The sequence below is a fragment of the Psychrobacillus psychrotolerans genome, from assembly GCF_900115805.1.
GTDB lineage: Bacteria > Bacillota > Bacilli > Bacillales_A > Planococcaceae > Psychrobacillus > Psychrobacillus psychrotolerans.
This window is the reverse complement of record NZ_FOXU01000003.1, coordinates 230,523-244,657: the sequence shown is the minus strand read 5'-3', so window position 1 is coordinate 244,657 and position 14,135 is coordinate 230,523. Positions and strand designations below refer to the sequence as shown.

Sequence of the window (14,135 nt, the reverse complement as noted above, 5' to 3'; positions counted from 1 at the left end):
TTAATGAGCATTAAGTATTATTTTCATTCACTTAAATACAGTATTTAAGTTTCATCATTTTTTGTTTTTTTATTTCGACATTATTTTCGTTGATTCTTTTTACTTATTTATATATTATTAGGCACAGAATTACAAGAGGGTTATAAAAGAAAAGAAATTTAATTTCGAGGATATACATATTTTTCGAATTTAAAAGATAGATAACTTCTTCTTTTCACTAAAGAAACTTGCCTAATCGACAAGTTTCAACAGAACTAACTAGTTTTCAATCAAAGGTCCTCTTTTAGTTAAGTTCGGGTTAACGGCCTCTGTTGGTGGAGTTCCTGGTGTACTAGGTTTACTAGGTATGCCTGGAAACCATTTATTAAATTGTGGTTCACCATAATGTACTTCCCCCATTCCCGTCACACTAATGGATTTACCAATTATCGTCCCTAATACTTTTCCACTGCCACTAACTTCAAAATGAGCATTGGGAGCAAAGTAAAGAGAGGGCAATACGTCCCCATGTCCTGTCACCTTAAATGATTTGCCTCCTGATAGAATATTACCATGGATTTCCGTCGATCCAGCAATTTTTACATCTGCTGTTTCGGCATATATCGATGCATATATTTTTGTGTGTCCTCCTATATTCCCTTCTCCTAATACACCACTTCCAGAATAAAAAACTTCTATATTATTACTAGGAGATCCAAAATGGCTAGTGGTAACGTTAAATGTTTTTTTCACATGTAAAGTTAACTTTCCTGTTCCTTTAATAATTACTTTTGCGTCACCTGAAATATTAAATTCATCTAGCACCAGTTCTTTATCTGTTTCACCTACGTCTATTGTTAATGTTCTACTTCCCGAAATATCTAGTTTTTTTATATAACTATTCTCTTTTAGTATAAACGGTGGAGCAGAACCATCTCCTTTTTCTGAAATGCTATCTATAATTTTATAACTTGGCGGTATTGGAAAATCAGGTAATTTTGGTATATCTCCAATTTTTACTCCTGTTATTGGAGGGATAGAACCAAGGTGCTCTGGTTTTTTCAAAGCAATTGATTCCGATCCATTTGGAACAAAAAACGAAATATTATCAGTATTATTCCAACCAATTTCTATACTTCCTGCTTTCCGGTCCAATGTTGCAATATTACCAGTTACCTGTGGGCTTAAGATTTTTATTTTCTCCATTACAAAGATAGCTACGTCTTGCGGCAAACCTTCCACTGGTCCTCCACCATTTCCAGGAGTTTCTGGAGTTCCAGGTATTTCTGGAGTTCCAGGGTCTCCTAAGTTCCCCACATCTAGTTTGACGATTAGTTTTTGAGAAACAGTTCGCTCCTTGTTGCCAATTTTACCAACTGATTCGATTTTATATTCAAATCCTTCTCCACTTTCCATTACTCTAGTGACGGTTACTGTTGCAATCGGGGTAGTTTTAATATTATCTTCACTATAATTAGATTCAAAATTAAATTTTTCTTTAAAGCTAGGGCTATCAGATTGCACTTTCCATTCTTTAGGTAAGTCAGTTTTCACTTTATTTAAGTAGTAATTTTCTAGAATTCCTGCAAAGTCAAACACAAACCCAGTTTGCTCTTTTAGGGGGCGTCTATAATATGCCTCTTCCGCTTTTTTATAGTCTTCTTTTGTCTTACTATAAGCTAGTCCGTAAGCAGATTGTAATTTATCTTCCATATCTTTTCTAGTTACAACAATTCCCGATTCAGCTATATAAAAAGTGGATTGATCGGTACGTTCATTTGCTGATAATCTCAGACTATTACTAGTTACTGTTAATATACTTACACCTAAGACAGTGATAATAACTACTAATATTAATACACTTAAAAGCGTAAAACCACTAGCATCTAAAAGTCTTGGCATTTTCACATTTTTCGACTTCAAATTTATTCATCTCCTGTCCTTAGGTAAATTTCTGTCTTTTTGATTCCTTTTTGTTCAGAACTTTTTATTTCTATAATCCATTTACCATCATCTTCTTTAATATCAAACCTCTCAACCGAGCTAGCAATTACCACACCATTTCTAGTAATGTTATCTCCACTTTTAGAATAGTTATTTCCATTTAAATTTATTTCACTATTGCTGATTAATTGTGGATTTTCGGTTTTTCTTATATCTCTTGTAATTACTTTTAACACATACGAAATATCTGTTAATTGATTGTTTTTTTCTAGTTGGTTTTTGTACTGTTTGGTACCAGTCATCAACACACTATAAACTAACAACATTACTATACTAGCGAGGGCAAGTGCTGCAACAAGCTCAACTAGAGTGATACCTTTTTCAGTATTCCAGTGCTTCCGCATGAATTATGACCTCCATTCTAAAATTGTTTCCATTTTAGCTCTAGGCCGCGTTTCCTTCTCTAACTCAAAATCCTGCTCAAAAACTTCTATTACTAATTTTACTAGACCGGACATTTCGGGTTCTGAATATAGTTTAAAATGTAGCTTAACATAGGAACCATCTATCTTCTTTGTAAATATATATTTATTCGGATCATCTTGGACATACTCCTTCACTAATTCATTAATAACATCTTTTACATCTCCATTTCTACTTAATTCATATATTTTCTCCATCTTTATTTGAGCATATATTTTCTCCATCTCTACTTGTGCTAAATAGGTTGCATCCACTACTTCTTCCGAAGTTTTACCCGTTTTTGCTGATTGAATAAAGAATGAAAAAAAAGCAGACAAAATTATTGTAACTAAGATGATAGATGCTAATATTTCTATAAGTGTTAACCCTTTTTCACTTAAATTTTTACTTACTTTATTTATCATTTTTTTCATTCCCTTTTCCTATCATTTCTCTAATCGAGTATAAAAAAAACCAATTAGCATAATCTAATTGGTTCTAAATCACTATAACATTTACCTCACATACTCCGCAACCCGATTCCTACCCGCCTGCTTCGCTCCAATATACAATGCCCTATCGGCATTACGAAGTAGAGACATTCCTTCGTCACTGTCTTCTGGTGCTGTAGAGACTCCAATACTTGCAGTAATGAATATTATTTCATCTCTTGTTATTTCGCCTAAATCGAGTGGTACGATAAATGGCGTTTGTTCGATTTTCCGACGTAATTGCTCGGCAACATTTAATGCCTGTAATTTCGAATAATTTGGTAAGAGAACTACGAATTCTTCTCCTCCATACCTTCCTACTGTTCCGTTTGAACCAATTTCCTGTTTAATAATATTTGCAAATTCTTGTAGGATAATATTTCCGCTATGATGGCCATACGTATCATTAACACCTTTAAACTTATCAATATCCATCATGATTAAAGACACGGTCCTATATGCTCCGCTATTTAGCTTTGATATATCGGATTTTAATTGGTTATCTAAGTATCTATAATTATAAATCTTCGTTAATTCACAGATTTCACTTTTTTCAACTGCTTCTCTTACATATCTGGCTTTCTCTAAGGAAACGGCAAAATATGAGCACAGCAAGTGAATAATTTTAAGTTGATATGGTTCAAATGCAAACTTGTCCCTTGCAGCTAATATTAGAACTCCCTCAATTTTCTGATTTCTGTAGATAGGTACACACATTACACTCTCCATATCATCAGCTAAAAAAGGAGGTCGCATATGATTCCACTCAGTCTGCTTGTTATAGAGAATTGGTTCACCCTTTTCATATACTTTACCAGCTAAGCTATATTTTATATCTTCATGCCCAAATTCCAACTCTTTGTTTTGTCCATCTTCTCTAGCTCGTAGTACAAAAAAGTTATCTTCTATATTATCTACAATATATCCAGCGTTTAATGGGAACATATTAGATAATCTTTTCAAGAACATATCTAAAATTTCATTCGTCGTCATGCGATCCGCAAGTTGATGACCAAACTCACTTGCCTCATTTAAATCCGCATTTACTTTTTCGGAATCACTATACATTCTTATCAACAATGTAATCGATAACAAAGGTAAACCTAATAACCACAAGGCAGTTGTGCCTGTTGTGTTTTCAAACAGATACAAACCTAAACCAAAAGGTAATGTTATAAACAGACATGCAAATTCCCAGTATAAATCCTTCGAGAAAAATACAGGATTCATATTACATAAATATTCTCTCATAAAGAGGAAAAGATGATTAATAATTAAATAAGAGATAGCAAAAATAGATCCATATACAATTACATCTTTTAACATAATACTACCAGTTTCATAGCCTAAATAAATAACTAAAGAACCACTTAAAATAGAAAGAGAAAAGAACATAAACGAATTATAAAAATACTTAAATAAGGTATCTCTAGATATTTTCAAATGATAAACTAATGGAATCATACATATCTGCATAGAAATTAGCTCTGCTAAAATCCCATATTTTAAAAAGATGGCTATTTGAACCCATATTACTAAAATAAATGTAGTTCCTGCTATGAAAAACGGAAAAATACTCGACAATAACGCTAACAGTAAAAAAGCCCCGTAACCTTCCCAATCACCAGGCTTAGTGGGGGAATATAAATACACTAAGAGAGTTCCAGCTGGAACAAATAATAGCCACAAAGCAAACATAATTCTTTGTGCTTTTTTCGAAAAATTCATCTGACTATTAATCTCCTTTCCTACTAAATAACCACTACTAAGTTCTCATTATACTTAAATTATTATATCACTAATTACTCTGAATGTTTCAATTACTAAATTCCTGTTTTTTCTTTTAACTCAGCGATGAAATAAAAAGAACCAGTGACAATTGTAATAGAATCTTCAGAATTCTCGTTAAAGTCCACTTCGTTCGCATCTTTTTTCAATACTTTAGAACTATTATTACATAATTCATATAAAACGATTGCATCTAAAGCTCTCTCATGTTGGAAGTTAACGAATTCAAAAGAACTACCAATTTCCTCTAACTTCCTTAACATAACACTATATTCCTTATCTTTCAATATACCTACGATAAAATGGATTTGCTTATCTGGAAATCTCTCTTTTAACGCTTCTACTAGAGCATCCATACTTGCCCTATTATGAGCCCCATCCATATATAGATTATCTCTTATTTTCTCCATTCTTCCCGGCAATCTTGCATTTTTCACAGCTACTTGGACTTGTGATACTACTAGATCAAAACCACTTATAAGCAATGATGTTATAGCCAATGCCATATTTGATTGTTGGTGCTCCCCTATCATTTGGGGATTTAAATTTGCAAATGAATATTCTTTATATGTATACCGTTCTTTCACCACTCGAAAATCTTTGTCGTACTCTATTACAGTCGCATTTTTCTCTTCTGCTTCTTTGTACATGATTTTTTTCGCTGGTTCTAATAAGGACCCTATTACTAATTGGCTATTGGCCTTTAATATCCCTGCTTTATGCCAACTAATTTTTTCAATTGTATCTCCCAAGAAATTTGTATGGTCAATGGAAATGCTAGGTATAACAGCTATTGAGTTTTTCATGACGTTCGTACTATCCAAACGTCCTCCCATGCCTGCTTCAATGAATAAAACATCTAATTCTACCTTCTCAAATATTAAAAAGGCTGCAACTGTTAGTAATTCGAAATCCGTTAACATACCACTTATCCCTCTTTTTTGCATAAGGGCAAAAGCGTTATCCATTTCTTTTTCTGTAACAGGCATACTGTTTATCTGAATTTGATCATGTACATCGATTATACTTGGGCTTGTAAAGGATCCATAACTCAAGCCATGTTCACTTGCTAAAGCTGTCAAGAAAGCGATTGTAGAGCCTTTTCCATTTGTCCCAGCTACATGAATAACTTTATGCTTGTCCTGGGGATTGCCTAGTTTCTGCAGGGCTGACTGGATCAGCTCCAGTCCTGGTTTAATAATTGTTTCACTTTCTATATGCCATTTTGTTTTATATTTATTAAAATTTTTTATTTCCACGTAGTTCACCCTATTCCGTCTGATTAAATTTCGTGCTAAACTTCTTGTGAACACATTATAACACGTACTAGTGGAGGTCATTCATTATGCAAACATGTTGGATCGTATACAACGGTAGTCTTACACATGATAAATTTATCGATCAAGCTCTTCTGTTAAAGGAAGCGGCGGATAGACATGATATTCATGCCATTTTAGTGAAAAATTATGAAGTGCTGATGAATGTCCAGCAAAGGTTACATGCTAAACCAGATTTTGTCGTGTTTTTAGACAAAGATATTTTGCTTGCCCAGTATTTAAAAAATGAGGGTATTCCAGTATTTAATGATCCAAATGTTATTGAAATTTGTGATAATAAAGCAAGGCAATACATGATGTTGGCAAATGCCGGAGTGCCAATGCCAATTACCATCGTAGCACCTAAAGTATATCCAGGATTTTCTATACAAGAATCAGGTTACTTCGAACAAGTGTTGCAAGTAATTCCATTACCTATGATTATTAAAGAAGCACATGGCTCATTTGGTATGAAGGTCTATTTAATAGAAACTAGAGAACAATTCTTTGCAAAAATAGAGGAACTTGCAGGAATCGAATATGTCTTTCAACAATTTATCGCAAATAGTAGAGGTAGAGACATCCGTGTAAATGTAGTAGGCGGCCAAGTCGTTGCCTGTATGTTTCGCGAATCTCAAACAGATTTCCGTGCCAATATAACAAACGGCGGCTCCGCCTCCCCTATTATTCTCACGTCCCGACAAATGGAAGTGGCAATCCAAGCTGCAGAAGCTTTAGGTGCAGAGTTCGCAGGGGTAGATTTGTTGTTTGGGGACAATGAAGAACCACTCGTTTGCGAAGTAAATGGCGTTGCACATATTCGTAATATCTTTAATGTGACTGGCATAAATGTTGGGGATGCTATGATCGAATATATTCAATCTAAAATAGGAGCTGCTGTTGTATGAATGGATTGCTCATTTACGAAAAAGCCGAAATAGAACGTAACCGAAGCTTCATTGATCGATTAATAAATGCTTCGAGTCAATATTCATTAACATTAACAGTAGTAGATGATCAAAGTCCCATCCCAGAAGCAGACTTTATATTCTTTCGTTCCAGAAACCCGCAACTTGCCAAACAATTAGAACAACGCAATATACCAATGTTCAATCGGGCAGAGGTAAATGTTATTGCCAATGACAAATTAAAAGCAATACAGCTTGTACAGCTTCTTGGAATTGCAACTGTTCCAACTAAAAAAATAGTAACTGATACTGAGATAAATGAATACCCAATTATACTAAAAACAATCGACGGGCACGGCGGGAAACAAGTGGAATTAGTTAAAACCCAAAAAGAAGCCACTTCCTTCCTAAATACGTTTTCCGAAAACACGATTATCGCCCAGCAGTATATTGAAACAAATGCTACTGATGTACGTGTATTTATGCTTGGTGAAGAAGTAGTGGGTGCTGTAAAAAGAATTGGACCAACAGATAGTTTTAAATCTAATTTCACATTAGGTGGCACAGTAGAAAAATATATTCTAGACTCACAACAACGTGCAGAAGTAGAGAAAATAGCTAAAGCGCTTAAAAGTGATTATATTGGTATTGATTTTCTTCTATTACCAGAAGAAACCTGGCTTTTCAATGAAATCGAGGATCCCGTTGGCGCAAGATCCTATTACGAAACAACTAAAGAAGATATTGCAGAGCCTATAATGGAATACATTCATAAGAAACTCACAAAAAAAGAGAGAGACGAGATTTAATCGTCCTCTCTCTTTTTTTGGCGTTTGAATGGAAACACAGGAAAGTAGCGGAGAATCACCTGTATATAAAGAAGAATCACCCGAATGTCACGTAAAACCACCGGAATCTGGAGAACTCTTCTCCGCAAAAAAGCATGCACCCAAATCATTGGGTGCACGCTCAAATTTTTATAGATTATTTAATTCTTCCATACGCTTCAATACAGATGCGTGTTTCTCTAGATAGTCTGCTTCTTTTGCACGTTCTTCTGCAACTACTGCCTCTGGTGCTTTCGAAACAAAGCGTTCATTAGATAGTTTTCCTTGAACTAATTTCACTTCTTTAGCCCATTTTTCTAGCTCTTTTGTTAAACGAGCTTTCTCGGCATCAATATCGATTAACCCTTGTAGCGGAAGATATAAAACCGCTCCCGTAACTACAGCAGACATTGATTGACTAGGTGCTTCTAATTCTAATCCTATTACAAGTGGTTCTGGATTACAGAAACGCTCCAAATACTTAGCATTTGCTTCTAATACGGCTAATGTATTTGCATCCTTCGCGGAAACATATAAAGGAACTTTTTTGCTCATTGGCGTTTGTACTTCTGAACGAATATTACGAACCGAGCGGATAATTTCAGAAAGTAACTTCATATTGTCCGCTTCTTCTTTGTTTGAAAGTGCTTCGTTTACAGTCGGCCAAGCAGCAACTGTAATCGACTCGCCTTCATGCGGAAGGTTTTGCCAAATTTCTTCTGTAATGAATGGCATAAATGGATGCAATAGACGCATAGTATTGTCTAAAACATAAGCTAGTACGGACCGTGTCATTTTTTTCGCTTCTTCATCTTCCCCGTTAAGTGGAAGTTTTGCCATTTCAATATACCAGTCACAGAAATCATCCCAGATGAAGTTATAAAGCGCACGACCAACTTCACCAAATTCATAACGATCTGAAAGTCTTGTTACTTGCTCAATCGTTTCATTTAAACGTGTAAGAATCCATGCATCCGCAACCGATTTTTTACCATCTAAATTTATCTCTTCAAATTTCAAGCCATCCATATTCATTAATGCAAAACGAGATGCATTCCAAATTTTGTTGGCAAAGTTCCAAACAGCTTCTACTTTTTCTGTTGAGAAACGTAAATCTTGCCCAGGTGATGATCCAGTACTTAGGAAGTAACGTAACGAATCTGCTCCGTATTGATCAATAATATCCATTGGATCAATACCATTTCCTAGCGATTTAGACATCTTACGACCGTCTTCCGCACGTACCAGACCGTGTATTAGAACATCATCAAAAGGACGAGTACCAGTAAATTCTATCCCTTGGAAAATCATACGAGAAACCCAAAAGAATATAATGTCATAACCAGTTACGAGCGCATTTGTAGGATAATACTTTTTGAACTCTTCGTTTTCTGCATCTGGCCAACCTAATGTAGAAAACGGCCATAATGCCGAGGAGAACCAAGTATCTAAGACATCGTTATCTTGATTCCAGTTTTCTGGATCAGCTGGTGCTTCGTTCCCAACATAAATTTCTCCAGTTTCTTTATGATACCAAGCTGGAATACGATGTCCCCACCATAATTGACGTGATATACACCAGTCATGAATATTTTCCATCCAACGCAAATACGTTTTTTCAAAACGATCTGGTACAAAATTCACTTTTCCTTCTGCTTCTTGAAGTTTGATAGCTTCTTTCGCAAGTGGTTGCATTTTAACAAACCATTGAGTAGATAGATATGGTTCAACTACTGCTCCACTTCGTTCAGAATGTCCTACTGAATGTGCATGTTCTTCGATTTTGAATAGAACTCCTGCATCTTGTAAATCTTTAACGATTTGTTTACGACATTCAAATCGGTCCATTCCATTATAAGTAGCTGCATTCCCATTCATCGTACCGTCTTCATTCATTACTAAAATACGTTGTAAGTTGTGACGGTTCCCGATTTCAAAGTCATTCGGGTCATGTGCAGGCGTAATTTTCACTGCTCCACTTCCAAACTCCATATCTACGTAATCATCTCCAACAATCGGTATTTCACGACCAATAATCGGAAGTTTTACTGTTTTTCCGATTAAATGCTTATAACGATCATCTTCTGGATGTACTGCTACTGCGGTATCCCCAAGCATTGTTTCTGGTCTAGTAGTCGCAACATCGATTGATCCAGTACCATCTGCAAGTGGGTAATGCATATGATAGAATGCACCCTGTACATCTTTGTGGATTACTTCAATATCGGAAAGTGCCGTTTTAGTTGCTGGATCCCAGTTGATAATGTATTCGCCACGGTAGATTAAACCTTTGTTATACAGCTTAACGAATACTTCTTTCACTGCATTTGATAATCCTTCATCTAAAGTAAAGCGCTCACGCGAATAGTCTAAACCAAGTCCAAGTTTCGACCATTGTGCACGGATATGGCCAGCGTATTCTTCTTTCCACTTCCATGTTTCTTCGACAAACTTTTCACGGCCCAAATCATATCTTGTAATATTATCAGCACGCAGTTTTTCCTCTACTTTTGCTTGTGTTGCGATACCTGCATGATCCATACCCGGAAGCCATAAAGCATCATATCCTTGCATACGTTTCATACGAACAATAATATCTTGTAATGTAGTATCCCATGCGTGACCTAAATGTAGTTTGCCGGTAACATTCGGTGGTGGAATTACGATTGTATAAGGTTCTTTATCGCTTTCTGGATGAGCTTCGAAGTATTTTCCTTCTAACCACCATTCATACCGTCCTTTTTCAATCGACTGCGGATCATACTTTGTGGACATCGTTGTTTCGTTTGTCATTGTCTGTTCCTCCTAAAAAAGAATATAAAAAAACTCCTATCGTCATTAAAGGACGAAGGAGTTTGTTCGCGGTACCACCTTTATTCGCGAATGCTAAAAAACGCATCACGCTCTCAATTCGATAACGGCTTCAAACCGGCATTTGCTACTTACGTTCACAAATACTGCTCGTGGGCTACCTTCAAATGGCGGTTAACAGAAACATTTCAGCAAATTGTTTCCTTTCTTTTGAGAACCAAATCATTCTACTCTTCCCATTCATTGCATCTCTATTCATTTGTTCCATTGTAAAGGATATTATTATATGCCGTCAAGTCTAGTATGGTGAAAGGAGAATTACAATGAGAAAAGGATATAACCCATATTTATTGCCCGATTGGTTACGTAAAACACGTTTCTATTGTAAGCATGTAAGTATTCCCATTTGTACTTTCCAATTAATACGAGTACTAATCGTGCCTACCACATGGGATTTCCTCTTATTGGTACTATTACTACTCATCTGTTTTTTGTTTTACAAGAACATTATTTGATGGGAATGTCAGCTTTGAATATCCATCATCCAAATCTAAAATGAATTGAAGCTCGAACTCCTCGCCTTGCGGTATTTTCACTTCCACTGGTTCAGCAGGGTTTGGTGCTTCTACTTCTGCAACTGGTTTAACTGGAACGGGTACAGGAGCTTCCTCGTATTCACAGTGTACAGTCCACCCAACTTCAATTGCCGCTTGCTCTGTTGGTTTCGAGTTAATATGGTTCACTTGAACTGTTGGCTTGGAACCTTCTTTTAATTTGTCTTTACCGAACTCGATACTCATTGGTACTGCATATTCAAAATAGCCGACCTCACCTTGCAGATCTAAGTCTTCAATCTCGGTGAATTCGCTCGTAGCATGATGCTCCTCTTCACCTTCCTCAAACTTAACGTGGCAGGTGATGTGGTATATACCTACTATTTGAATAATATTCTCCTTCTCAGTGACTTCGCATTGAGGAGTTACTGCAACATTTTTAATTTCTTTTGGAACCCCAAAGCTTGGTGGAAAACGAAATTGTTCTTTTACATCCCAGGTTTTTGTCGTCATAAGTCATCCTCCTTCTATAGGACAACTTATGAATAGAACAAAAGGGATAGAACATATTTCACTTAGAATTACTTTTTGTCGTTGTTTTTATCCACAATCTGCTTTAGTTCTAACCAATTTGTTAACCTTGGAATTGTAAGATGTTGGTTATACGATTGCGTTTTCACATAAACTTGTAATGTATCATCTGTTAATGTGTTTAATACGTCTGGCTTATCGTCGAAATAATAATCTAACTGTAAGTCCCGAATAATATTTACCTTCGCTTGGTCCTTCATGCCACAAAAGAATTTTTCTTCTGTGACTGGGAATCCTTGTTCCATTAACCAATTCATCGTTCTTTCACGATGTTCTGCTGGTCTAGCCGTAATATAGTATACCTCATGTCCCTGTTGTTGTAGATTTACTAACGTTTCTACAGCATCTGGGTATGCCGGACAATTAGTATAATATATTTGTTCCAATGTATCATTCCACATTTTAGAGCCCGCTTCATCGGACATTCCGAATAATTCATGTATTTCAACTCTATCTAACGCATGAAATTTATCTAACTCCACTTGTTGTCCTAACTTTTCGTTATAGATATGAAAAGCATGTTCTCTTAAATTGATCAATGTATCATCAATATCAAATCCAAATTTCATCTAATATGCCACATCCATTACATCTTATTTGTAAGTTGGATAACCAACAAACTTAAAGTCTTTCCCTATTTTTTGAATTTCCGTATCGATTAGCTCAACTGCATCACTCATTAAGTCAATACCGCTACCCTCCATAAAGGTCGGAGCATTTTTACCACCTATTAACTTAGGTGCAATATAAATAACTGCTTTATCAATTAATTTATTTTCCAAAAATGCTGCATTGATCGTCCCTCCACCTTCAATTAACAAAGAGGAGATAGAATTTTCACCTAATATTCGAACGACTTCTTGTACATCTACATGGATAGTTCCAGTTGTATGGAACACTTGAACGCCTTGATTGATTAGCTTCTCTTTTTTATCATGGTCATAATTTACACTTGTAAAAATCCACGTCTGCGCTAATTGATCGGTTACAAGCTTGGCATCTAAAGGAATTTTCAATGTTGAGTCTAAAACGATACGAATCGGATTACGACCATTTTCAATACGAGTAGTTAGTTCGGGATTATCTTCCATAACAGTATTAACACCGACTAAAATGGCCAAATGCTCATTCCTAAGATGATGAACATCCTCTCGTGCATCTGCAGACGTAATCCATTTACTATGAGCAGAGTGTGTGGCAATTTTACCGTCTAACGTTATCCCCGATTTTAATGTCACAAAAGGCTTCTCTGTTACGATAAACTTGTTGAATACTTCATTCATCCTTTTAGAGGCTTCCTCTAGAATACCGGTAATCACATTTATCCCAGCATCCTCTAGAATTTTGACTCCTCGCCCTGATACGATTGGATTTGGGTCGAGCGTTGCAATGACAACAGTTTTAATACCAGCTGCAACAATTGCTTCAGCACAAGGACCGGTTCTTCCGTGATGGGAACATGGTTCCAGTGTGACATAAATCGTAGCACCTTTTGCATGCTCCCCTGCCATTCTAATAGCATGAATTTCTGCATGAGGCTCTCCAGGTTTCATATGCGCACCAATACCAACGATACGATTATTATTTACAATCACTGCTCCTACTAAGGGATTCGGATCCGTTTGTCCTTTCATTGCTCTCGCATTTTGCAGGGCAAGATCCATATAAAATGCGTGATTAGTCATTTTGAAAAGTACCTTCTTCCTCCATATGACCTGAACGATTTATTTTCGTGTGTAAGTATTTTTCATTGTATTCCGAAACGTCCCCCCATAATGGAGTACGCCCCGCTACAGCCAAACCTGCATCCTTTAATGCTTTTACTTTCTTTGGATTGTTCGTTATCAATGTAACAGGTTTCGAACGCAATACTTTTAAGACTTCGATCGCATCTCCATAATTTCTAGAATCGTCTACAAAGCCTAGTTTTTCATTAGCCTCTACCGTATCCGAACCATTTTCTTGTAGAATATAGGCCATTGCTTTACTAAATAGACCAATGCCTCTGCCTTCATGATTTGCTAAATAAAATAAAGCACCAGCTCCGTTGTTAACGATCATTTGCATAGACTGTTTTAATTGGAAACCACAATCACAACGCTTACTCCCGAAAATGTCCCCCGTATGGCAGATGGAGTGCATGCGGATTAGTGACTCCTCGGTCTCTTTAAAGTCTCCGTATACTAACACGCTGGATTGTTGGTATTCAGCTAAGTTAGAGGAGGATAAATTACTTATTATTTGATTGATATCTTCTGTGTATTCATCACTATTTAACCAGCTATACCACTGAAATATAACTGTATTACCATTTAAATTTACCGGCAATCGAATAGGTCCAACTAGATAAATCGAACTTTCATCAGTCTTAATAACTTTAATTTTATCTTTTAATACATTTACTACATCATTAGATATTTCTTTCACATTTGGCATTCTATATCCTCATTTCTCCAAAACATAA

Annotated in this window: 12 protein-coding genes and 1 other annotated feature; of the genes, 2 read left to right on the top strand and 10 right to left on the bottom strand. The window is 36.0% G+C overall.

The annotated features are described in order from the left end of the window. Positions 1 to 258: 258 nt before the first annotated feature. From BM260_RS08915 to BM260_RS08895, 5 genes are all read right to left on the bottom strand, one after another. Positions 259 to 1,902, bottom strand: a complete 1,644-nt coding sequence (locus BM260_RS08915) for a PilX N-terminal domain-containing pilus assembly protein (protein WP_093536996.1) — start codon at positions 1,900 to 1,902, stop codon at positions 259 to 261. 2 nt (positions 1,903 to 1,904) lie between these two features. Next, positions 1,905 to 2,327, bottom strand: a complete 423-nt coding sequence (locus tag BM260_RS08910; protein WP_093536995.1) for a PilW family protein — start codon at positions 2,325 to 2,327, stop codon at positions 1,905 to 1,907. A gap of 3 nt (positions 2,328 to 2,330) precedes the next feature. Then, positions 2,331 to 2,819 (bottom strand): type IV pilus modification PilV family protein, encoded by a 489-nt coding sequence (locus BM260_RS08905; RefSeq protein WP_139219908.1) that lies wholly within the window; start codon positions 2,817 to 2,819, stop codon positions 2,331 to 2,333. A gap of 81 nt (positions 2,820 to 2,900) precedes the next feature. Continuing rightward, positions 2,901 to 4,604, bottom strand: a complete 1,704-nt coding sequence (locus tag BM260_RS08900) for a sensor domain-containing diguanylate cyclase (RefSeq protein WP_093536993.1) — start codon at positions 4,602 to 4,604, stop codon at positions 2,901 to 2,903. 95 nt (positions 4,605 to 4,699) lie between these two features. After that, a complete protein-coding gene (locus BM260_RS08895) occupies positions 4,700 to 5,923 on the bottom strand; it encodes a bifunctional folylpolyglutamate synthase/dihydrofolate synthase (RefSeq protein WP_245762677.1) in 1,224 nt (407 codons plus the stop codon). Between the two features lie 86 nt (positions 5,924 to 6,009). Between BM260_RS08895 and BM260_RS08890 the strand changes: the two genes are divergently transcribed. Together BM260_RS08890 and BM260_RS08885 are read left to right on the top strand one after the other, a co-directional pair. After that, complete coding sequence (locus tag BM260_RS08890; RefSeq protein WP_093536991.1) at positions 6,010 to 6,888, top strand: ATP-grasp domain-containing protein; 879 nt, start codon at positions 6,010 to 6,012, stop codon at positions 6,886 to 6,888. Continuing rightward, complete coding sequence (locus BM260_RS08885; RefSeq protein ID WP_093536990.1) at positions 6,885 to 7,697, top strand: ATP-grasp domain-containing protein; 813 nt, start codon at positions 6,885 to 6,887, stop codon at positions 7,695 to 7,697. The genes BM260_RS08890 and BM260_RS08885 overlap by 4 nt, the downstream gene beginning before the upstream one ends. 168 nt (positions 7,698 to 7,865) lie before the next feature. Here the strand turns inward: BM260_RS08885 and BM260_RS08880 are convergent, their stop codons facing one another. The 5 genes from BM260_RS08880 to BM260_RS08855 all read right to left on the bottom strand — a co-directional run bounded on the left by BM260_RS08880 (position 7,866) and on the right by BM260_RS08855 (position 14,107). Beyond that, complete coding sequence (locus BM260_RS08880) at positions 7,866 to 10,508, bottom strand: valine--tRNA ligase (RefSeq protein ID WP_093536989.1); 2,643 nt, start codon at positions 10,506 to 10,508, stop codon at positions 7,866 to 7,868. A 45-nt stretch (positions 10,509 to 10,553) separates the two neighbouring features. Next, positions 10,554 to 10,779 (bottom strand) — a binding site (T-box leader). 223 nt (positions 10,780 to 11,002) lie between these two features. Beyond that, complete coding sequence (locus BM260_RS08870) at positions 11,003 to 11,593, bottom strand: hypothetical protein (protein WP_093536987.1); 591 nt, start codon at positions 11,591 to 11,593, stop codon at positions 11,003 to 11,005. 68 nt (positions 11,594 to 11,661) lie between these two features. Further along, a complete protein-coding gene (locus BM260_RS08865) occupies positions 11,662 to 12,240 on the bottom strand; it encodes a 5' nucleotidase, NT5C type (protein WP_093536986.1) in 579 nt (192 codons plus the stop codon). Between the two features lie 24 nt (positions 12,241 to 12,264). Continuing rightward, positions 12,265 to 13,356 carry a bifunctional diaminohydroxyphosphoribosylaminopyrimidine deaminase/5-amino-6-(5-phosphoribosylamino)uracil reductase RibD gene (gene ribD, locus BM260_RS08860; protein ID WP_093536985.1) on the bottom strand — a complete coding sequence of 364 codons (1,092 nt, stop codon included), beginning with the start codon at positions 13,354 to 13,356 and terminating at the stop codon, positions 12,265 to 12,267. Next, positions 13,349 to 14,107, bottom strand: coding sequence for a GTP cyclohydrolase II (locus tag BM260_RS08855; RefSeq protein WP_093536984.1), 759 nt, complete (start codon positions 14,105 to 14,107; stop codon positions 13,349 to 13,351). The genes ribD and BM260_RS08855 overlap by 8 nt, the downstream gene beginning before the upstream one ends. Positions 14,108 to 14,135: the final 28 nt, after the last annotated feature.